Origin of the sequence: Streptomyces sp. R21, assembly GCF_041051975.1 — a bacterium.
Classification (GTDB): domain Bacteria; phylum Actinomycetota; class Actinomycetes; order Streptomycetales; family Streptomycetaceae; genus Streptomyces.
Genome location: NZ_CP163435.1, coordinates 8,858,658 through 8,878,714, shown reverse-complemented (window position 1 = coordinate 8,878,714; position 20,057 = coordinate 8,858,658). Strand labels below are relative to the sequence as shown.

Annotated in this window: 18 protein-coding genes and 1 pseudogene; 12 read left to right on the top strand and 7 right to left on the bottom strand. The window is 68.4% G+C overall.

Going from position 1 to position 20,057, the window contains the following annotated elements:
- Positions 1-242 precede the first annotated feature (242 nt).
- Positions 243-1,727, top strand: a complete 1,485-nt coding sequence (locus tag AB5J56_RS39700) for an APC family permease (protein ID WP_369240418.1) — start codon at positions 243-245, stop codon at positions 1,725-1,727.
- A 30-nt stretch (positions 1,728-1,757) separates the two neighbouring features.
- Here the strand turns inward: AB5J56_RS39700 and AB5J56_RS39695 are convergent, their stop codons facing one another.
- Positions 1,758-2,954, bottom strand: coding sequence for an RNA-guided endonuclease InsQ/TnpB family protein (locus AB5J56_RS39695; RefSeq protein ID WP_369240416.1), 1,197 nt, complete (start codon positions 2,952-2,954; stop codon positions 1,758-1,760).
- Positions 2,955-3,105: 151 nt separating this feature from the next.
- Between AB5J56_RS39695 and AB5J56_RS39690 the strand changes: the two genes are divergently transcribed.
- The 4 genes from AB5J56_RS39690 to adh all read left to right on the top strand — a co-directional run bounded on the left by AB5J56_RS39690 (position 3,106) and on the right by adh (position 8,024).
- Entirely contained in the window at positions 3,106-4,119 is a 1,014-nt protein-coding gene (locus AB5J56_RS39690) for an acetamidase/formamidase family protein (protein WP_369240414.1), read from the top strand.
- Between the two features lie 76 nt (positions 4,120-4,195).
- The gene (locus tag AB5J56_RS39685) at positions 4,196-4,795 is read left to right on the top strand and encodes an N-acetylmuramoyl-L-alanine amidase (protein WP_369240412.1); all 600 of its coding nucleotides are present in this window, start codon (positions 4,196-4,198) and stop codon (positions 4,793-4,795) included.
- Between the two features lie 142 nt (positions 4,796-4,937).
- Positions 4,938-6,266 (top strand): GAF domain-containing protein, encoded by a 1,329-nt coding sequence (locus tag AB5J56_RS39680; protein ID WP_369240410.1) that lies wholly within the window; start codon positions 4,938-4,940, stop codon positions 6,264-6,266.
- 234 nt (positions 6,267-6,500) lie between these two features.
- Complete coding sequence (gene adh, locus AB5J56_RS39675) at positions 6,501-8,024, top strand: aldehyde dehydrogenase (RefSeq protein WP_369240408.1); 1,524 nt, start codon at positions 6,501-6,503, stop codon at positions 8,022-8,024.
- A 600-nt stretch (positions 8,025-8,624) separates the two neighbouring features.
- Here adh and AB5J56_RS39670 read toward each other — a convergent pair.
- The gene (locus AB5J56_RS39670) at positions 8,625-9,089 is read right to left on the bottom strand and encodes a MarR family winged helix-turn-helix transcriptional regulator (protein WP_369240406.1); all 465 of its coding nucleotides are present in this window, start codon (positions 9,087-9,089) and stop codon (positions 8,625-8,627) included.
- 165 nt (positions 9,090-9,254) lie between these two features.
- Entirely contained in the window at positions 9,255-10,481 is a 1,227-nt protein-coding gene (locus AB5J56_RS39665) for an acyl-CoA dehydrogenase family protein (RefSeq protein WP_369240404.1), read from the bottom strand.
- Between the two features lie 63 nt (positions 10,482-10,544).
- On the opposite strand from AB5J56_RS39665, the gene AB5J56_RS39660 reads away from it, so the two are divergent.
- Complete coding sequence (locus tag AB5J56_RS39660; protein WP_369240402.1) at positions 10,545-11,372, top strand: SDR family oxidoreductase; 828 nt, start codon at positions 10,545-10,547, stop codon at positions 11,370-11,372.
- Positions 11,373-11,700: 328 nt separating this feature from the next.
- Positions 11,701-11,835, top strand: a complete 135-nt coding sequence (locus tag AB5J56_RS39655; protein ID WP_369240400.1) for a hypothetical protein — start codon at positions 11,701-11,703, stop codon at positions 11,833-11,835.
- 65 nt (positions 11,836-11,900) lie between these two features.
- Here the strand turns inward: AB5J56_RS39655 and AB5J56_RS39650 are convergent, their stop codons facing one another.
- The 3 genes from AB5J56_RS39650 to AB5J56_RS39640 all read right to left on the bottom strand — a co-directional run bounded on the left by AB5J56_RS39650 (position 11,901) and on the right by AB5J56_RS39640 (position 14,100).
- Positions 11,901-12,962: an LLM class flavin-dependent oxidoreductase gene (locus AB5J56_RS39650; RefSeq protein WP_369240398.1), complete on the bottom strand. Its 1,062-nt coding sequence runs from the start codon at positions 12,960-12,962 to the stop codon at positions 11,901-11,903.
- Positions 12,962-13,495, bottom strand: coding sequence for an SRPBCC family protein (locus AB5J56_RS39645; protein ID WP_369240396.1), 534 nt, complete (start codon positions 13,493-13,495; stop codon positions 12,962-12,964). Before AB5J56_RS39645 ends, AB5J56_RS39650 begins: the two co-directional genes overlap by 1 nt.
- A 107-nt stretch (positions 13,496-13,602) precedes the next feature.
- Positions 13,603-14,100 carry a winged helix-turn-helix transcriptional regulator gene (locus AB5J56_RS39640; protein WP_369240394.1) on the bottom strand — a complete coding sequence of 166 codons (498 nt, stop codon included), beginning with the start codon at positions 14,098-14,100 and terminating at the stop codon, positions 13,603-13,605.
- A 107-nt stretch (positions 14,101-14,207) separates the two neighbouring features.
- Between AB5J56_RS39640 and AB5J56_RS39635 the strand changes: the two genes are divergently transcribed.
- A complete protein-coding gene (locus AB5J56_RS39635) occupies positions 14,208-15,104 on the top strand; it encodes an SDR family oxidoreductase (protein ID WP_369240392.1) in 897 nt (298 codons plus the stop codon).
- Between the two features lie 38 nt (positions 15,105-15,142).
- Here the strand turns inward: AB5J56_RS39635 and AB5J56_RS39630 are convergent, their stop codons facing one another.
- On the bottom strand, positions 15,143-15,826 hold the full coding sequence (locus AB5J56_RS39630) for a TetR/AcrR family transcriptional regulator (RefSeq protein WP_369240390.1): 684 nt from the start codon (positions 15,824-15,826) through the stop codon (positions 15,143-15,145).
- Positions 15,827-16,089: 263 nt separating this feature from the next.
- Between AB5J56_RS39630 and AB5J56_RS39625 the strand changes: the two genes are divergently transcribed.
- The 4 genes and pseudogenes from AB5J56_RS39625 to AB5J56_RS39610 form a co-directional block, all read left to right on the top strand.
- Positions 16,090-17,058 carry an enoyl-CoA hydratase/isomerase family protein gene (locus AB5J56_RS39625; protein WP_369240388.1) on the top strand — a complete coding sequence of 323 codons (969 nt, stop codon included), beginning with the start codon at positions 16,090-16,092 and terminating at the stop codon, positions 17,056-17,058.
- Between the two features lie 6 nt (positions 17,059-17,064).
- The gene (locus AB5J56_RS39620; protein WP_369240386.1) at positions 17,065-17,988 is read left to right on the top strand and encodes an alpha/beta hydrolase; all 924 of its coding nucleotides are present in this window, start codon (positions 17,065-17,067) and stop codon (positions 17,986-17,988) included.
- A 35-nt stretch (positions 17,989-18,023) separates the two neighbouring features.
- Complete coding sequence (locus AB5J56_RS39615; protein WP_369240384.1) at positions 18,024-19,499, top strand: class I adenylate-forming enzyme family protein; 1,476 nt, start codon at positions 18,024-18,026, stop codon at positions 19,497-19,499.
- A 64-nt stretch (positions 19,500-19,563) separates the two neighbouring features.
- Positions 19,564-19,902, top strand: a pseudogene (locus AB5J56_RS39610) (MFS transporter); the annotation flags it as partial.
- Positions 19,903-20,057 lie beyond the last annotated feature (155 nt).

Below are 20,057 nucleotides of genomic sequence, written 5' to 3'. Positions count from 1 at the left end.
ACGGCCGGGTGCTCGGTCCCGCAGACGCTGAACGTCTGCTCACGCCGGCAGAGAGCACCCGTTCCCGCCGACGCAGAGCTCTCATTCCCCCGTGTGAGTGACGGAGTTGTCCACAGTTCTGGAGTTCTCCACCGCCGCACACCGCGCTCTTCCTGCCCAACCGGCAGGCGCCGTACCGTGATTCACGCGAGGCGCAGCCATCCGGCAGATGGCGGTGTGTCCGGGGGAATCGGGGGGTTCACATGTCGGAGGAGACAGCTCCAGAGCTGCGGCGCGAGGCCATCGGGCTGCGCGAGGTCCTGTTCCAGAGCATCACGGCCATGGCACCGGCCGCGGCAGTCGCGGCGTCCATTCCGTCCGGCGCGGCCTTCGCGGGCGGCAGTCTGCCCTTGTCCGTACTGATCGCCCTGGCGGCATGTCTGCTCACCGCGTCATGCGTGGCGGAACTGGCACGGCAGTTACCCGCCGCCGGTTCGGTCGCCACGTACGCAGCGCAGGGACTGCACCCGGCCGTCGGCTTCCTCGTCGGCTGGGGGTACGTGTTCGTGGAGGCTCTGGTACCGCCGCTGCTCCTGCTCCAACTCGGATTCACCACGGCGGGCACACTGCACCAGGAATGGTCCTCGTATCCCGGCGACCTGTGGTGGCCGTGGTCGCTCGCGGGAGCGGCGATCATCGCGATCGCGGGGTACTTCGGAGTGCGCGCCTCGGCCCGCTTCGGCACCGTCCTCGGCATCTTCGAGGTCCTGGTCTTCCTCGTCTTCACCGTCTGGCTGATCGCCAAGGCGGGCAGCGACAACACGCTGTCGGTGTTCGGGACGTCGCACACGGCCAAGGGATACGAAGGCATCGGCGGGGTGTTCGCGGGATCCGTGTACACGGTGCTCGCGCTCGCCGGGTTCGAGGCAGCGGCACCCCTCGCCGAGGAGACGAAGGATCCGCGCCGCACGATGCACCGTGCGGTCCTCGGCGCGGCCCTGGCCATCGGGCTCGTCTACGTCGTGACCACGTACGCCATGACCGTGTACATCGGCCCCGACCGCTTCGCGGGATTCGGCGCCTCGGGTGCCGCGTCCTGGGAAGGCGTGGCCCGCGCGTCATTCGGCCTCTTCTGGGTGCTGGTCTTCCTGGCCGTGATCAACTCGACGATCGCCAACGCCAACGCCTGTGCCAATGTCTCCACACGGACAGCCTTCGCCCTGAGCCGCATCCGGGTCTTCCCGCAGCTCTTCACCCTTCTGCATCCCAAGCACCGCTCCCCCGTCGCCGGAGTCGCCGTGCAGTGCGCCATGGCCGTCGCGGCCATGCTGGCTCTCGGCTTCGCCTACGACCCCGTTACCGCCTTCCTGCTGCTGGCAACAGTGATCGTCACGGTCGTCATCGGTGTGTACATCGTCGTCAACCTCGCGTGCGCGGGCTACTTCCTGCGCCGCAGGCGCGAGTTGTTCCACCCGGTGCGGCATCTGGTGTTCCCGCTGCTCGGCTTCGCCGCGTTCGTCCCCGCCCTGCTGACGGCGGCGGGCTTGCCGGTCTTCGAGTTCGTGTCCGAGCTGACGCCACCCGTGTCCTACGCGGGACCGGTCGTCGGAATCTGGATGGCCGCCGGTGTCGTGGTATTGATCGTCTTGTTGCGTCGCCATCCGGGGCGCATAGCCGAAACCGCCCGCGTCCATCTCGACGAGACCTCGTCCACCGACCTTCGGCAGAGCGGAGCCGTACAGCCTTGACTTCCTCCCCCTCGTGAACGAGGGAGATTCCTACGGCTTGTGCCGTGGGGTTTCCTGCTTCGTCGCCGACTGCCCGCCCGGAGTGCTCCGTTGAGGTCTTACACCGGCTCCACAGACCGTCACCGCCAGCCCGGCGGCCAGAAGATTCTGTGCTGCGTTCACGTCCCGGTCGTGGGTCGTGCCGCAGGCGCACGTCCACGTGCGGACGTGCAGCGGCATCGCGTTGGCGATGGCGCCGCAGTGGGAGCACAGCTTGGAGGAGGGGAAGAAGCGGTCCACCGCGATCACTTCCCGCCCGTACCAGGCGGCCTTGTACTCCAGCATGTTCCGGAACTCCGCCCATGCCGCGTCGCTGATGGCGCGGGCAAGGCTCCGGCTTTTGACCATGTTCCGGACGGTCAGGTCCTCGATCACGAGCGTTTGGTTGTCACGCACGAGACGAGTGGTCAGCTTGTGCAGCATGTCCCGGCGGCGGTCGGCGATGCCCGCATGGATCTTCGCGACCTTGCGCCGGGCTTTGCGCCGGTTGGCTCCGTCGCCCTTAGCCTTGCGGGACAGCTCCCGCTGGGCCTTGGCGAGCCGGACGCGGTCACGGCGCTCGTGCCGGGGATTGGCGACCTTCTCGCCCGTCGAGAGGGTCAGCAGGTGATCCAGTCCGACATCGACGCCGACCACCGCATCCGTGGCGGGAAGCGGCTGGATCGACGGGTCCTCGCACAACAGGGAGACGAACCAGCGCCCGGCACTGTCCTGCGGCACCGTCACGGTGGACGGCTTGGCGCCCTCCGGGAGCGGCCGGGACCACACCATGTCCAGCGGGTCGGACATCTTCGCCAAGGTCAAACGGCCGTCACGGAAGCGGAAACCACTGGTGGTGTACTCGGCGGACCTGCGGGACCTCTTACGCGACTTGAAGCGCAGGTATCCGGCCCGCTTGGCGAAGAAGTGGGTGAACGCGGTCTGCAGGTGCCGCAGCGTCTGCTGCAGCGGCACCGACGACACCTCGCCCAGGAAGGCCAGTTCCTCGGTCTTCTTCCACGCCGTCAGGAGGGCCGAGGTCTGGTTGTAGTTGACCCGTTCCTGCCGCGCCCAGGCCTCGGTACGGGCGGCAAGCGCCAGGTTGTAGACCTTCCGCACGCACCCGAACGTGCGCGACAGCTCCGCTGCCTGCACGTCGCTCGGATAGAAGCGGTACTTGAACGCCCGCTTCACGCACGTCGCGGTCACGTTCACAAACTAACTCCACCACAGGTAGTGATCAAACCTGCGGGTCAGAGCACCGCGATCCGCCCCGACGGCGCATCGCAGCCCTTGCCCTACGCCGCAGGAGTCCGCTCCCTCCCCCGCCTGAAGGCGGGGGTATCCACGGAGGAATCAGATGACCGACCCACGGATCCTGACCGTGCGACCCGAACCGGGCGAGTACGCGTGGACGTTCGGCGGCGCGCCGCCCGTGGCCCGCATCGCGCCGGGCACCGTCCTCGACCTGTACACGGAGGACTGCTTCGCCGGGCGGGTGCGGTCGGAGAAGGACCTGGTGTCCGAGGTCTGCGAATTCCCCTTCCTCAATCCGCAGACGGGACCCTTCCATGTGGAGGGAGCGGAGCCGGGCGACACCGTGGCGGTCCACTTCGTGTCGATCGAGCCGGCCCGCGACTGGGCGGCGTCGACGACGGTCCCCCTGTTCGGCGCGCTCACCTCCACGCACACCACGGCCACGCTCCAGCCGCCACTGCCTGAGACGGTGTGGATCTGGCAGCTCGACCGGGCCCGGCGCACCGCCCTGTTCAGCGCGCGTGACAGCGACATCCGGATCGAGCTGCCCATGGACCCGATGCACGGAACCGTGGGCGTGGCGCCCGCGAATCTGGAGGTGCGCTCGGCGCTGGTGCCGGACGCGCACGGCGGGAACATGGACACCCCGGAGATGCGTGCCGGCGTCACCTGTTACCTCGGAGTCAATGTCGAGGGAGCCCTGTTGAGCCTGGGTGACGGGCATGCGCGGCAGGGCGAGGGCGAGACCTGCGGAGTCGCCGTCGAGTGCGCGATGAACACGGTGGTGGTCGTGGAACTGCTCAAGGGGATCGCCACGCCATGGCCGCGCATCGAGTCCGACACCCACATCATCTCGACCGGTTCGGCGCGCCCTCTCGAGGACGCTTTCCGAATATCCCAACTCGACCTGGTGCAGTGGCTGGTGCGTGACTACGGGTTCAGCGAGCTGGACGCCTACCAGTTCGCGACCCAGGCGGTCGAGTCGCCGCTGGCCAACGTGTGCGACACCAACTACACATGCGTGGCCAAGCTCCGCAAGGAGTGGCTGCCCGCTCGCGAGACGCATCGCGGGCTGCACGCCCAACTGCGCGAGACGGCCGCGGTGCTGCGCCGTTGAGCTGCGCACTCCGGCGCCACCGGAGGTGCCGGCTCGGGCATGTCTCACCCCCCACTACCGAAAGGGCGGATGCTCCATGGAGCGCGCCAGATCCTCTCCGAGCCGGCGACGGTTGCTGAAGGGCGCTGCCCTCGCCGCCATTCCGTACGCGTTACTTCCCGGCACCCGGGCCGCGGCTAAGGTCGCGGCAGTCGACTATCCGCTCGCCGAATGGGCGCCGGCGACCACGTCCAACTACACGGCGTCGAACCGGCCGGCGACCTACCCGCTCGACTACGTGATCATTCATGTCACGCAGGCGACCTACCCCACCACCCTGTCCATCTTCCAGAACCCGCAGAAGAAGGTGTCCGCGCACTACGTGGTGCGCTCGGCCGACGGGCATGTCGCCCAGTGCGTCCGGGAGCACGATGTCGCCTGGCACGCTGGGAACTGGGACTACAACACCCGCAGTATCGGCATCGAGCACGAGGGCTGGGTGGACCAGCCCGCCTACTTCACCAACGCGCTCTACGAGGAATCGGCCAAACTCACGGCGGCGATCTGCGCCCGGTACGCCATCCCCAGGGACCGCGCGCACATCCTCGGGCACTACGAGGTCCCGGGCACCGACCACACCGACCCCGGTCCGAACTGGGACTGGACCCGCTACATAAGGCTCGTCAACTTCGCTTGACCAGCGGTCCGCCGGGGTGCCGGAGTGCATGGGAGGAGCCGAGTGGTGCGTGCGACAAGAGGGCACCGCAGTCACAAAGCTTGTCCGCGCCCCCACCGGGAGTGACGATGGCTTCAGCCGTATCGCCTTCCGGGAGGACGAGTTGACCGATCCTTGGGTGGCCCTGGAACCGGGCGCCGACCCCGTCGAGCGGGCGCGGGCACTGCGCCGCGCCCACGCGACGTTCGCCGAGGCGGGCACGGTGCCGCGGCCGGTGCGGTCCGTGGTGGCCGACTCGTGGCGGCGTTCGGCGCGGGCGGGCGTGGGACCCGACGGCACGGCGAGCGTCGAGCTCACCGACGGTGACCTGGGCACGTACCGGGCAGAGCATCCGCTGGCGCGGGTGATGCCGCTGTTCCGGGAGCTCCTGGGCACGTTCGCGGCGGACGGCGAGCACCTGCTGGCGGTGTGCGACGCGCAGAGCAGGCTGCTGTGGGTCGAGGGGCATCCGACGACACGGCGGCGGGCGGACCGGATGAACTTCGTGCCGGGTGCGCGCTGGTCGGAGACCTCGGTGGGTACGAACGCACCGGGTACGGCGGTCGCCGTGGACCGGCCGGTGCAGGTGTTCGCGGCGGAGCACTTCAGACGGTGCGTCCAGCCCTGGACGTGCGCGGCGGCGCCGGTGCACGATCCGCGCACCGGGCGCGTGCTCGGCGCGGTGGACATCACCGGAGGGGACGGGCTCGCTCATCCGCACAGCCTCGGTTTCGTCCAGGCGGTGGCGCGCGCGGCGGAGTCGCAGTTGGCGCTGCTCACACCGCCGACGGCGGACACCGGCACGATCGAGCTGACCGCTCTGGGCCGCGACGAGGCCCAACTGCTCGCGGAAGGGCGGAAGATCAGACTCAGCCGTCGGCACAGCGAGATCCTGGTGCTGCTCGCCCGGCATCCGGAGGGGCTGACGGGCGACGAGCTGCTGTGCGCGCTGTACGAGGACGAGTCGGTGACGCCCGTGACCCTGCGCGCCGAACTGGCTCGGCTGCGCCGACTCCTCGGCCCCGGCCTGCTGGCGTCCCGGCCGTACCGGCTCACGGCGGCGGTCGAGTCCGACGTCGCGATCGTGGAGCGACGGCTCGCGACGGGCGCGGTCACGGCGGCCGCGTCGGCGTACGCCGGTCCGCTGCTGCCCGGTTCGCAGGCACCGGCCGTGGTGCGGCTGCGGCGCAGGCTCGCCGATGGACTCCGTACGGCGCTCATCGCCCGCAGCGACCCCGATCTGCTGGCGGACTGGGCACACGCGCCCTGGGGTGAGGACGACCTCGACATCTGGCGGGCGCTGGCCACGGTGCGCCCGGCACCGGCCGTACGGGCGCGTCTGGCGGAGCTGGAGTCCGAACAAGCGGCGCCCGCGACCTGGACACGCCCCGCATCCGCGGGCCGGGCCCGTCCCGGCACACCGCCTCGGCGAACGCCACCGGCGCCACGCTGAGGGGCGCGCCCTCGGCCCGCACGCGCACGGCTGCCGCCTGCTGCCTGCTGCCTGCTGCCTGGAACTTGGCGCTTCCCGCGCAGAGGTGGCACGAAGCGACGGAACGAGCCGGACGGAGCCCGCCGTCGGACCAACCGGCAGCGGCAGCGCAACGTGGTTGCAACGTCCGCGTTCCTAGCCTCGCGGGGAGAGCTGCCCAACGGCGGGCAGCGCTTCTCCGGGAGGCAGACCAGCATGACTCGTTACACGGCGCCCGGCGCGGACGGCGCGATCGTCTCCTACGAGGCGCGTTACGACCACTTCATCGGCGGCGAGTACGTGCCGCCGGCGCGGGGACAGTACTTCGAGAACCCGAGTCCGGTGAACGGGCAGCCGTTCACCGAGATCGCACGGGGCACCGCCGAGGACGTGGAGCGCGCGCTGGACGCGGCACATGCGGCCGCGCCCGCCTGGGGCCGCACCTCCGTCGCCACGCGCGCCGGCATCCTCCTCAAGATCGCCGATCGGATGGAGGCGAACCTGGAGAAGCTGGCGGTCGCCGAGAGCTGGGAGAACGGCAAGCCGGTGCGTGAGACGCTGGCCGCCGACATCCCGCTCGCCATCGACCACTTCCGGTACTTCGCGGGGGCCCTCCGCGCCCAGGAGGGCTCCCTCGGCGAGGTCGACGAGGACACTGTCGCGTACCACTTCCACGAGCCGCTCGGCGTCGTCGCGCAGATCATTCCGTGGAACTTCCCCATCCTGATGGCCACCTGGAAGCTCGCCCCGGCGCTCGCGGCGGGCAACACGGTGGTGCTCAAGCCCGCCGAGCAGACCCCGGCGTCCATCCACTACTGGATGAGCCTGATCGCGGACCTGCTGCCGCCGGGTGTGGTGAACATCGTGAACGGGTTCGGCGTGGAGGCGGGCAAGCCGCTGGCGTCCAGCCCGCGGGTGGCGAAGGTGGCGTTCACGGGCGAGACCACGACGGGGCGACTGATCATGCAGTACGCCTCGGAGAACATCACCCCGGTCACCCTCGAACTCGGCGGCAAGTCCCCGAACATCTTCTTCGAGGACATCTGGTCGGCGGACGACGACTTCCGCGACAAGGCGCTCGAAGGCTTCACGATGTTCGCGCTCAACCAGGGCGAGGTGTGCACCTGTCCCTCGCGGGCGCTCGTCCAGCGGGGCCACTACGCCGAGTTCATGGAGGCGGCGGTCGCCCGTACCGAACAGATCAAGACCGGTCACCCCCTCGACACGGACACGATGATCGGGGCCCAGGCCTCCAACGACCAGCTCGAGAAGATCCTCTCCTACCTCGACATCGGGCGACAGGAGGGCGCCAAGGTCCTCACCGGCGGCGAACGCATCGAGCACGACGGCGAGTTGAAGGGCGGCTACTACGTCCAGCCGACCATCTTCGAGGGCGACAACCGCATGCGGATCTTCCAGGAGGAGATCTTCGGCCCGGTCGTCTCCGTGACGTCGTTCAACGACTTCGACGACGCCATCAAGATCGCCAACGACACGCTGTACGGCCTCGGCGCCGGCGTCTGGACCCGCGACATCAACACCGCCTACCGGGCGGGCCGTTCCATCCAGGCGGGCCGCGTCTGGACGAACTGCTACCACGCCTACCCGGCCCACGCGGCGTTCGGCGGCTACAAGGGCTCTGGCATCGGCCGCGAGACGCACAAGATGATGCTGGAGCACTACCAGCAGACGAAGAACCTCCTGGTGTCGTACTCGCCGAAGAAGCTCGGCTTCTTCTAGAAGCACGAAAAGAGGCGCCTGACCTGGCATTTTGCCGGTCAGGCGCCTTCCGCTTGACTTGCTCAGCGCGAGGCCCTGTCTACGTCGTAACTCCCAGTTCCTCCCACCCCTGTCCCACTCCCGACCAGCTCTTCCGGACCGGTCACAGACCAAACCCTCAGCTCCCAGGCTGTTGGCCCTGGCTGACGCGGTCCCACTCCTGCATGGACTGCTCGATGAGGCGGTTGGCCTGCTCCCGGACCCCGTCCAGGAACTTGGCGTAGTGGCGGAAAAGGACCTCGATGCTCCGACCGGCGCGGCGAGCGCATTCGGCGGGTACAGCCAGAACGAGATCCCGGCATGCCGGAGATCGTAGGGCCGCTTGGCCAACCCGGAGGCGAGTTCCGTGCAGGTCAGAACGTACTTCCGTGCCCGCGCCCAGGTCGTGCCGTAGGGGGCCGGGTCTACGTAGTTGCCGGCCTGGTGGAAGTCGCTGCCACGAAGATCGATGTGGTCGTCGTACCCAGCGGTCACGGGAAGTGCGACCTCGGCGGCCGCCCTTCCGGGACTTTGCCGGAACCGGGGCGTACCGCCGCACCCGGGTGCGATCCCCCAAAGCCGCTAAGCCCGTTTCGCTCCATTCTGCTCCCGGGCGGCGTCGAACAGGGAGGTCAGAGTGGGACTTCCCGCGAGGCTGCCCAGCAGGGCGTGTAGCGAGTCTCGTTCCGTGGCACCCAGGTCTGCGAGGACTTCACCGTCGAGATCGACGAGTGTGCGGTTGAGGTCGGCAAGAACCTTGCGGCCTTCGGCGGTGATGTCCACGGCGTAGCGGCGACGATCCTGTGGATCTCGCGTCCGCTCGGCGTATCCGGTGCGCTCCAGGTCGTCGAGAGTCGTCACCATCGTCGCCGGGTCGATGCGCAGGAATGAACCAAGTGCCAGTTGCGGCATGGCGCCGTTGTCCGCAAGCGCTTGCAAGACGCTGTAGTGCCGCACTCGCAGACCGGTCCCGCCGATACCGTCCTCAGCGATCCTGAACGCCACCTGCCCGAGCTTGACCAGCAGGCAGATGGTGTGTTCGGCCACTGTCCCTGGTACCAGCGGAGCCTCGGACATCGTTTATCCCGCCCATGGTTAGTCATACGTATGGTCCTGTCCATCGTACGAGAAAGCCCGAGGGGGCGGGACCGCTGCAGGCCGACGGGATGCCCCACCGTCCGTCGACTTACTGCACCGGCGCGTCCTGGGCGATCAGCCGACGATGGCCCGACCGAAGATCTGCCGGGCTATGACCCACTTCTGGATCTCATTGGTCCCCTCATAGATCTCGCCGATCTTGCTGTCCCGGTAGATCGCCTCGACAGGGCCGGGGCTGCCGTCGGCACCCAGCTCGCGCGCGAAGCCGAGGCCTCCGAAGGCCTGGACGGCGTCGCGCGCCATGTCCACCGACAGCTTGGTGGCGTAGTACTTCGCCATCGCGGCCTCGGGCTCCGGGGACGAGTCACCGGCGTCCAGACGCAGGGCGGCCTTGGTACAGAGGGTGCGGGCGTTCTCGATCTCGGTGGCCCGTTCGGCGAGCAGGAACTGCCAGTGCTGGTTGGCGGCCACCGGTTTGCCGAAGGCGTGTCGCGTCGACAGGTGGGCCACGGTGTGATCGAAGGCGGCCTGCGCCATGCCGACCCCGGCAGCCGCGATGCCGATCCGGCCATAGGTCAGAGTCGACAGTGCATGGCGCAGTCCGTGCCCTTCGACGCCACCGAGGAGGTCGCCGTCGGAAAGCTGCACTCCCGTGAACCGGATGTCCGCGGTGAGCTGACCGCGGTTTCCCATCTTGCGGTCGGGAAGGCCGACTTCCACGCCCGGAAGTGCTGTGTCGACGATGAACATGCTCAGCCGCCTGCCGGTGCGGGCGAGAACCACCACGAACCCTGCGACGGGCGAGTTGGAGATCCACCGTTTGTGGCCGTTCAGCACCCAGCCGGCCTCGGTGCGTATCGCCTCGGTCTGTACCGCTTGCGGAGACAGGTCGCTGGAGGCATCCGGCTCAGTGGTGGCGAAGGCACCGACCACTGAGCCTTCTGCGACCTTTCGCAGCCACCGCTGCTGCTGCTCCTCAGTACCCTGCCGCAGGGCGTTGCCCGCCAGGATGCAGTGCACATCGAAGACGGCCGCGACGCTGCTGGAGTAGTAGGCCAGTTCCTCGATGGCCGCGGCGGTGGCGGTCGCCGGGTGGGTCAGGCCATCGCCGCCGACCTCGCCGGGGAAGGGAATTCGGAAGACCCCCGCCGACGCAAGCCCTTCAAAAACATGCCGAGGGAAGCCGTCCGCGCGCTCGTCGCCACCGGCGATCGCCACGGCGTGCGGAGCCACTTCGCGTTCTGCGATCCGGCGCACGGCAGCGCGAACGGACTGTGTCTCTTTGGGGGCCAGGAGCTCGTGGTAGAGCCGGTCGATCTGGCGTGTGGGAGTCGAAGTCATACGTGGAAGATACCATTAGCATCGCGTATCATTAGTCCGACAATCTATTTTGGAGGTTCAGCCATGACTCAGACGCTGGCCGGCAAGACCGTCCTGATGTCGGGAGGCAGCCGCGGCATCGGACTCGCCATCGCCCTGCGCGCGGCCCGCGACGGTGCGAACGTGGTGATGCTCGCCAAGACCGCCGTGCCGCATCCAAAGCTCGAAGGCACGGTCCACACCGCCGTCGACGAGGTTGAGCGCGCGGGCGGCAAGGGGCTGGCCGTGGTCGGCGACGTCCGCGAAGAGGACGATGTGCGCACCGCCGTCAACGCGGCGGTCAGCGCCTTCGGCGGCATCGACATCGTGGTCAACAACGCCAGCGCGATCGACCTGTCGTCGTCGGAGCAGCTGGAGATGAAGCGGTACGACCTGATGCAGGACATCAACACGCGTGGCACGTTCCTGCTGAGCAAGGCAGCGATCCCACATCTGCGCAAGGCGAGCAACCCGCACATCCTCACGCTCTCCCCGCCGTTGAACCTCGCGCCGCACTGGGTGGGGAAGCATCTCGGTTACACGCTGTCGAAGTACGGCATGAGTCTGTGCACCATCGGGCTCGCCGAGGAGCTCGCCGCCGACGGCATCGCCGCCAACTCGCTATGGCCGCGGACCCTGATCAACACAGCCGCCGTGCGCAATGTGGTCGGCGGCGCCGGACAAGCCCGTAGTCCGCGGATCATGGCTGACGCCGCGTACGCCATCGTCACGCGTGACGCGCGGAAGTGCACCGCCAACCTGTTCATCGACGACGAGGTCCTCTCGGACGAGGGCGTCACCGACCTGTCCGCCTACCGCCCTGCCGGCTTTGAGGGTGATCTCGCGCTCGACATATTCGTCGATCCGAACTGATCCCGCACCGCCCAGCACATGAACGCGAGGGGCGTCCTCAAGGACCTCGTCGGCGAGCTTCGAGCCGAAGGCGACGCGGGACAGTTGCAGCGACCCCGCCATCATCGCGACGAGTCCGAGGGCCTTGCCGTGTGCGGGCTTGGGATCCTCGGGTGCCAGATGGCCAACGAGCTCGCCCACCATGGCCCGCGCGCCGTCGCTGCCGACCCCAAGTGACCGCGCCCGGGCAGCGGCAGACTCATCGAGCAGGGCGACGGAAGCACATCCGACGCCGCGCTGGTCCCGGCGCCACCGACACCGTCCCCTCTGGACCGTCGCCCGGCTGCTCTTGGCAGGCCTGTGCGAGGGCAACCAGATCATCGCCGCCGCGGCGGATCGGGAAGATGCCCTGGCCAGGACGTTCCGCGCGATCACCCTGCTGATGTCGGGCCTGGCCGCCGACGACATCAGCGCCCGCGGTTGACCTGACCGGGACCCCGTCGACGACGCCGACGCCGAGCGGCCCTCGTTGGCCGGCAGGACCCGTCGCTACTGTGCCGCCTCGTCCTCGATGTCGCGGACCAGGTCGATGGCCCGGCCCAAGGTCGCGAGCCGGGCGTCGAGGGTCTCGCCGGCGGGATAGAAGCGAACGGTGTCGACACCGGTGTCGCGCCACACCCGCAGCCGCTCGCGCACCATGTCCTCGGTTCCGATCAGCGTGGTAGCCAGCACCATCTCGTCGGTGACCAGGCCGGCCGCGCCGTCCCGGTCCCCCGCCTGCCAACGTGTCCGGACCGCGGCCGCCACCTCGGCCCAACCCTGGCGGCTGTAGGCGTTGTTGTAGAAGTTCGTGGTCGCCGAGCCCATGCCGCCGAGGCTGAAGGCAAGCTCCTTCTTGCGCCCGGCGACCATTGCGCGCAGCGCGTCCTCGTCCTCCGCGAACGCGACTTCGGCTCCCTGGCAGATGTCGAGGTCTGACCGGGTGCGGCCAGCGGCGGCGAGGCCGTGGTCCAGGTGGTCGAAGTACGCCTCCTTGGCGCCCTCGGGTACGAAACTGGTGCCCAGCCAGCCGTCCGCGATCTCACCGGTCAGGTGCAGCATCTTCGGGGAGAGGGTCGCCAGGTAGACCGGGATGTCGTACTCGGCGCGCATCGACAGCCGCATGGGCTTGGCTTCCCCACCCGGCAGGGGGATCTGGAACTCCCGCCCGGAGTAGGCGACTTTCTCCCCCGACGCGGCCCGCCGCACGATCTCGACGGTCTCTCGCATCCGTGACAGCGGACGGTCGAAGGGCACTCCGTGCAGTCCTTCGATCACTTGCGGCCCGGAGGGTCCCAGTCCGAGAAGGAAGCGTCCGTCGGAAATCCGGGACAGCGTGATCGCGGCGCGGGCGATGGCCATCGGCGTGCGGGTGCCGAGCTGGATGATTCCCGATCCGAGCAGCATGCGCTCGGTCCTCGCGGCGAGGTAGCCCAGCGGCGAGGGCGCCTCGGAGCCCCACGCCTCCGCCACCCAGCAGATGTCCAGACCGGACTTCTCCGCCTCGGTGACGTAGTCGACGATCTCCTGCCAATCGGCGCCGGAGGCTTCGATCGTGGTAGAGGTGCGCATCAGTGAGTCGCCTCGCCATAGACCCCGGCGCCCTCAGCCAGCTTCTTGATCCCCTCGACAGTGGCAGTCATGTTGGCCTCGAACTCCCGCATGCGCACGAAGACGATCTTCTGCTCCTTCTCCGGCATGCGGTCGATGGCGAAGGAGAGACCCGAGCGAGCGGGCCCCATCTGCATCCATTCCCGCAGCAGAGTGCCGCCGTCCTGCGGCTCCAACAAGAACCGCCAGATCGCTGTCGGGTTCAACGGGTCCTCCACCGCCCAAGCGAGCCTCCTCGACGGCTCACACTCGACGATGTGGGACGTGGTGGCCCACTCCCCCAAGGACTCATGACTGCTCCGGCCGATGAATCGGGCCCCCAGAGCAGGGCCGCCTCCACCATCCAGCCACTCAACCGATTGCAACTCGGGACTCAGGCGCGGCATCAGCTCAATGTCGGACACCAGCGTCCACACCTCTGTCGGTGGGGCAGCGATCCAGGTGTGGACCTCAACCGTCGGCTTGTCCGCATAGCGCGCGCCCGTCCACTCCATGATCCCGCAGCCTCTCGCTAATGACATCCACGTGAGCTTTTGACCTGTAAAGTTGCGTAGATAGACTTACCTGTCAAGGGTGAGTGCGGATCTGCGGAACCGCTGAGTCAGCCCGCGAAACGCTCCTTCACGTCCGGCCGCTCGGCCAGGTGCAGCGGATAGCCAGGGCCCATCCGAGCGCGGGTGTTGTCTGCGGTCATCGGCTCACCACAGGCGGCGCACACCACCTCAGCATGGGTTTCCTCCCCGCACACCTCGTGATGCATGGCGACCGGCGGGCCCGCTTCACCAGCCAGCCAACGGTCCCCCCAGCGATTCATCACCAGCAGCACGCCGTAGAAGTCGCGCCCCTTCTCGGTGAGCACGTAGTCGTAGCGAACCGGCTCCCCCTGGTACGGCCGCTTCTCCAGCAGCCCCTCCTCCACCAGCCGGCACAGCCGGTCCGTGAGCGTGTTGCGTGCGATCCCCAGCGACCCCTGGAACGCGTCGAACCGCCGGATCCCGTAGAACGCCTCGCGCAGCACCAAGGGCGTCCACCAGTCCCCGAGCAGGTCCATGGTCCGCGCAATCGAGCAGGGCCACTGAGCAAAGGATGTCCGCCTCATGACAGCCAGCATAGGTTCGTCCAGTCATGAGACCCAGCAGGTACAGCAAGTACGGAACCTGCGCGCGATGCCTTGTGTTTCATAAATAACGAAGTTATGTTGCCGCCATGAAACGTGACTTGCTGGGCAGAAAGCTGGTTGTCACCGGAGCGGCACGCGGGATCGGCGAGAAGGTGGCCCGCCTGGCCGCCGCGCGAGGTGCTCGTGTGACCCTGATCGGCCTGGAGCCCGATCGACTGCGCGCCCTCGCCGATGATCTAGGCCCCGCCGCGTCATGGTGTGAGGCCGATGTGCGCGACGGCGCCGCCCTCCGGTCAGCGATCGATGAGGCCGCGGAGATCATGGGCGGCGTCGACCTCGTCGTCGCCAATGCCGGCGTCGTGGCGTACGGAACGGTGCGGCAGACAGATGAGGCGTCGTTCGAGCGGGTCCTGGACGTCAATTTGAACGGGGTGTTCCGCACCCTCAAGTACGCGACGCCCCATCTGGAGCGCAGCCGGGGCCACGTACTGGTCGTGGCGTCCGCGCTCTCCTTCATGCCGCTGGCCGCGATGGCCTCGTACGGCGCGAGCAAGGCCGCGGCCGAGTTGCTCGCCCTGACCTACCGCCAGGAGGTGGCACACCTCGGGGTCACGGTCGGCCTCGTTCACCCCTCCTGGATCGACACGGACCTCGTCCGGGGGGCCGAGGCAGACCTCCCGTCGTTCCAGAGGCTGCGCCGGCGGCTGCCATATCCGGGCAATGTCACCACCAGCGCCGACCGGGCTGCCGCTGCGATCGTCGACGGGCTCGTGCGCCGACGCAGCCGCGTGTACGTCCCGCGCGCCGTCGCCGTGGCCAACTGGGCCAAGGGGGCGCTGAACTCGCCGCTGGCCTGGCCCTGGGCTCGGCGTTTCGCGGCCCGCGCGGTTCCGTCCCTGGAACGGGAGGTCGAGGCATTGGGGAGGCATGACCAACTCACGCCGGGTACCAACAGCCCCACCGTGGAGACAAGGTCGCCCTAGCGTGGAGCGCATGGGGCGGCACCCGGCCGCCCGCCTCCTCACCGGCCTTGGACGATCGAGTCGTAGAGGCGCGTGCCGGCCTCGTGCGAGGCCTCGGCGCGTGCGCGCTTGTCGCCCAGCCCGACAGAGAAGTTCACACCCATCGGCAGGAGCACCTGCGCCACCGCATCGTCGAACTCGACGAAGTGCTCGGCCAGTTCAAGGGTGATGTAACCGTGCACGAGACTCCACAACTGGGCGGCGATGACCTCGGGTTCCTGCTGCTCGACCCTGCCGGAGCGCACGAGTCGTTCGCATGCCGCGGTGACATGGGCGTGGGCTTCCCTGAAGGCCGGTGAATGCCCACTCAGCCGAAGGTCCGCATCCGACAGGGGCCGGTAGGTCGCGCGCATGGACAGGCCGAACATCAGGTCGTACAAGTGAGGGTTTTCGCGGGCCGTTCGACGACAAGTCAAGGCCATGGCGAAGAGATCCGCGATCGGGTCCTCTGTCTCCGGCACCTGGGCAAAGGCTCTGCCGAGTTCCTTGAACCCGTGGTCGGCAACGGCGCTCATCAGCTCCGGGATGCCGCCAAAGTGGCTGTAGACCACCATCGTCGACAGTCCGCTCGCGGAAGCCACCGTGCGCGCCTTCACGGCCGACGGCCCCTGCTCGGCCAGTAGGCCGATGGCCGCCCGCACAAGGCGCTCCGGTGCGTCATCGACCCTCGCCCGCCCTGCCATGTCTCGCCCGCCTCCACCGTTGACACATTGAAAATAACTTGGTTATCTAACTCTTCACGGCAATGTTACACATTGCGCGTAACCCGCCGCCTCGGACACTGGCGTGCGCCCTTGAACACGTCATCACGCGCTGTCCCAGTCTCCTGCCGCCGGTGCGGACACAGCCCCTGGGGCGATCCCGACCGCATCGCTGCGACACGCGGCCGCGACTGCCGCCACGTACCTTCCACCCCGCTCATGAACTCAGCACGGGAGCAGACTTCATGCCGTACAAAGACAAGGGCCATCTCAAGATCGAGGACCGGGGAGCCGTCCTGGTCGTCCGTGTCGACGGTGGCCCGCACCAGGAGTTCGGCCTCGACATCTCCACCCAGCTGGACAAACTGGTGGACCGGGCCGACCGCGATCCGAACATTCGTGCCGTCGTCTTCACCGGGGCGCATCCCGAGCGATTCGTCAGCCATGCCGCGGTCCGATGGCTTCAGGAAGAGGGCGCCGCCAGCCCGACGGTCGGTCGACGCGGCGCCGCGGCCGTGGTGCGCATGGCCAAGCACGTGGACCGATCCCGTCTCCTGGGCACCTTGATGCGCAGGACTCCGATGCGGGGTGCCCTCCAACTGGAGCGCCTGCACACAACGTTCCTCCGGATGAACCGCAGCGGTGTCCTCTTCGTCGCCGCCCTCAACGGTTCGGCTCTCGGCCTCGGCGCGGAGTTCGCCTGGGCATGCGATCTGCGGGTCATGGCCGACGGGGACTTCTTCATCGGCCAGCCGGAAATCCTCCTCGGCATCATCCCGGGCGGAGGCGGCACCCAACGGCTGACCCGCCTGATCGGCACCCACCGTTCCTTGGCCGCGATCCTCGAAGGCAAGCCCTTCACGCCTGCGGAGGCTCTCGCCAACGGGGCGGTCGACCAGGTCGTTCCGCAGGACAAGGTGGTGGCACAGGCCATCGAACTCGCAGAACGCTTCGGCAAGCGGCCGAAGGGGTCGGTCGAGGCCGCCAAGCGGTCGGTGTACTTCGGCGGCTCGATGTCGCTGGAGGACGGTCTGCACGTCGAACGCGCCGAGTTCTTCACCAGAGTCATGTCCAAGGAGGGGCAGGAACTGATGCTCGACTACCAGGACACGACAGAGGCCACCGGCGAGCTCCCGCTCTACAGCCCGGACACGTACGCGCAGGCGCTCGCCTCGGGCAGCGTGCCCGGGCGCCGCTCGACGAATGGACAGTGAGCCGACATGACCGCTCCGCAGCCCTTCATCCGGCACAACGTCACCTTCCCTTCCGGTGACAGCACCTGCACCGGCTGGCTCTACCTGCCCACAGGCGTCACCGCCCCGCCCGTCGTCGTACTCGGACACGGCCTGGGCGCCACCCGCGAGATGCGCCTCGACGCCTTCGCCGAACGTTTCGCCCAGGCCGGCATCGCCTCCCTGGCCTTCACATACCGGCACTTCGGCGACAGCGGCGGCCACCCTCGCCAGCTCCTGTCGATCAAGCGTCAGCTGGCCGACTGGGACTCCGCACTCGCCTACGTCAAGACACGCCATGATGTCGACCGCGCACGCGTCGCGGTGTGGGGCAGCTCCTTCGGCGGCGGCCACGCCATCACGGTGGCCTCTCGACATCCGGAACTACGCGCGGCCGTGGCCCAGTGCCCGTTCACCGACGGTCTCGCCTCCGCGCTCGCGCTCGGCCCGGTCGCCTCGCTCAGAATGACCCCCGTACTTGCCCGGGATCTGACAGCCAGAGTGCGTGGTAAGGCACCCGCGATGGTTCCCATCGCCGCCGCCCCTGGCTCGCCGGCCCTCATGAACGCTCCGGACGCCCTCCCCGGATACCAGGCACTGCAGCCACCCGGGAAGACGTTCCGCAACGAGGTCGCGGCACGCGTGATCCCGACCATCGCCGGCTACCGGCCCGGGCGGGCCGCGAAGAAGGTCGCCATGCCGATCCTCTTCTGCGTCAGCAACACCGACTCCGTCACCCCTCCCGCCCAGACCCTGCGGTACGCGCGCACCGCGCCCCAGGGAGAGATCAAGCGGTACGACGCCGGTCACTTCGACTTCTACACCGGCGAGACGTTCGAGGAACTGGTACGCGACCAGATCGAGTTCCTCGCCCGCCAGCTGCACCCGGCACCCGCCGCATCGACGACTTGACCGGATCGCATCACACCGAGACAGGTATGCCCGCCATGAATTTCGCTTCTCTGCCCGATCGCCGAGCCGAGGTCGACCCCCAGGGGGCCGCGGTCTCGGACGGGCGGCAGTCCCTCACCAACGCCCAGCTATTGAGCCGCGTCCGACGGACAGCACGTCAGCTCCACGATCTCGGAATCGGTCCCGGTGACGTCGTCGCCCTCAAGCTGACGAACCGCGTCGAGTTCGTCCTTCTGCTGTTCGCCGCCTGGCGGCTCGGCGCCACCATCACGCCGGTCAACCCGAGCATGACCGACGTCGAAGTGGTCCGACAGCTCAACGACTCCGGTGCGCGCCTGCTCGTGGTCGAGGACGGTTCGGAAACCACGGCCGGCCCGGCCACGCTCACCGTCAGTGAACTGCGCGAACAACAGGCGCCGGAGTGGGATCAGGCACCGCGTCTGGACTCGTCCGCGCTGGCTCTCCTCATCTACACCAGCGGCACGACCGGGGTACCCAAGGGCGTGATGCTCGACCACGCCAACATCGACGCCATGGTGGAGATGGGACGCCAGGCTCTCGAGCTGGGGCCGAGCGACCGCTGCCTGCTGATTCTGCCGCTCTTCCACGTCAACGGCATCGTGGTCAGCATCCTGACGCCGCTTCTGGCCGGCGCCAGTGTCGTCATCGCGGGCCGCCGGTTCGACCCCCACCACTTCTTCGACCTCGTCGAACAGGAGCGCCCCACCTTCTTCAGCGCCGTCCCGACGATCTACAGCATGCTCGCAGCACTCCCTGACGACGTGCGGCCCGACACATCGTCGGTGAGGTTCGCGGTCTGCGGCGCCGCACCTGCCTCCGCCGAGTTGCTGACCCGGTTCGAGGCCCGGTACGGGTTTCCCCTCGTCGAAGGATACGGGCTCTCCGAAGGGACCTGCGGCTCCACCATCAACCCCGTCGCGGGACCCCGTCGCGCAGGAACCGTGGGGCTTCCCTTCCCCGGCCAGGAGATCCGGATCCTCGACGCCGACGGTACCGAGGCGGCGCCGGGCACGGACGGTGAGGTCGTCCTGAGGGGCCCCAACATTATGCGCGGCTATCTCGGCCGTCCGGACGAAACGGCCCGGGTCGTCGTCGACGGCTGGTTGCACACGGGCGACGTGGGCCACCTCGACGCCGAGGGCTATCTGACCCTGGTCGGACGCTCGAAAGACATGATCATCCGTGGTGGGGAGAACATCTACCCCAAGGAGATCGAGGACGTACTCGCGAGCGACCCGTCGGTCCTCGAGGCCGCAGTGATCGGCGTACCCGACGAGAAGTGGGGCGAGGTGGTGGTCGCCTACGTTCAGCCCCGGCCTGGTTCGACCGTCGACCCCGCGGCGCTCGAAACGCATTGCGCGCGCAGCCTGACCGGCTTCAAGCGCCCGGCCTCATACGTCGTGGTGGAAGCCATCCCGAAGAACGCGGTCGGCAAGATCGACAAAGGCTCCTTGCGGGCAGCCCACACCTCCGTCCTTGCAGGGTCCTGATCAGCACAGTTGGGGTTATGGGCCGCACCTGTCCGACCGCATCGGCGGCGCTCCCGTTGTCACAGTCGGCATGGGTATGTTCTTCGCTCCCAGCGCGAACCTCGTCATGAGCACGGTCCGCCCGGAGGAGCAGGGCATAGCCTCCGGTGCCGACAACGCGATCCGCGAGGTCGGCGGTGCCATAGGCGTCGCCTCGCCGGCGGCGGTGTTCTCCGCGCAGGGCGGCTACGAATCGGCCTCAGTGTTCGTGGACGGGCTGGTGCCGGCGCTCTGGGTCGGTGCCGGTGCGAGCGGCCTGGCGGCGGCCCTGACTCTCCGGATGCCCCGGCGGCACGGGGCTGACGGCCCAGCTACCGGCCTTGCCACGGAAGACGCTCCGGCCGGCGCATCGGTCGCAATCTGAGCTCCACGCCGGGGGGTGGCCCAGCCTGTTGCAGCTGGGCCACCCCTCGGCGCTCCCGTCCTTCACGCTTCAAGCTCATTCGCCGCGCGCGGAGGCACCGCACCGTGGCCGAAGCCCCTCCGACGACTTGCCCATGCGGCCAGTGCGCACCTTCC

Coding starts and splice junctions, on each gene's coding strand:
- AB5J56_RS39635 (WP_369240392.1), top strand. CDS start 14,208: ATGAAACGTGACTTGCTGGGCAGAAAGCTGGTTGTCACCGGAGCGGCA.
- AB5J56_RS39625 (WP_369240388.1), top strand. CDS start 16,090: ATGCCGTACAAAGACAAGGGCCATCTCAAGATCGAGGACCGGGGAGCC.
- AB5J56_RS39650 (WP_369240398.1), bottom strand. CDS start 12,962: ATGCGCACCTCTACCACGATCGAAGCCTCCGGCGCCGATTGGCAGGAG.
- AB5J56_RS39700 (WP_369240418.1), top strand. CDS start 243: ATGTCGGAGGAGACAGCTCCAGAGCTGCGGCGCGAGGCCATCGGGCTG.
- AB5J56_RS39630 (WP_369240390.1), bottom strand. CDS start 15,826: ATGGCAGGGCGGGCGAGGGTCGATGACGCACCGGAGCGCCTTGTGCGG.
- adh (WP_369240408.1), top strand. CDS start 6,501: ATGACTCGTTACACGGCGCCCGGCGCGGACGGCGCGATCGTCTCCTAC.
- AB5J56_RS39620 (WP_369240386.1), top strand. CDS start 17,065: ATGACCGCTCCGCAGCCCTTCATCCGGCACAACGTCACCTTCCCTTCC.
- AB5J56_RS39690 (WP_369240414.1), top strand. CDS start 3,106: ATGACCGACCCACGGATCCTGACCGTGCGACCCGAACCGGGCGAGTAC.
- AB5J56_RS39685 (WP_369240412.1), top strand. CDS start 4,196: ATGGAGCGCGCCAGATCCTCTCCGAGCCGGCGACGGTTGCTGAAGGGC.
- AB5J56_RS39640 (WP_369240394.1), bottom strand. CDS start 14,100: ATGAGGCGGACATCCTTTGCTCAGTGGCCCTGCTCGATTGCGCGGACC.
- AB5J56_RS39645 (WP_369240396.1), bottom strand. CDS start 13,495: ATGGAGTGGACGGGCGCGCGCTATGCGGACAAGCCGACGGTTGAGGTC.
- AB5J56_RS39660 (WP_369240402.1), top strand. CDS start 10,545: ATGACTCAGACGCTGGCCGGCAAGACCGTCCTGATGTCGGGAGGCAGC.
- AB5J56_RS39665 (WP_369240404.1), bottom strand. CDS start 10,481: ATGACTTCGACTCCCACACGCCAGATCGACCGGCTCTACCACGAGCTC.
- AB5J56_RS39615 (WP_369240384.1), top strand. CDS start 18,024: ATGAATTTCGCTTCTCTGCCCGATCGCCGAGCCGAGGTCGACCCCCAG.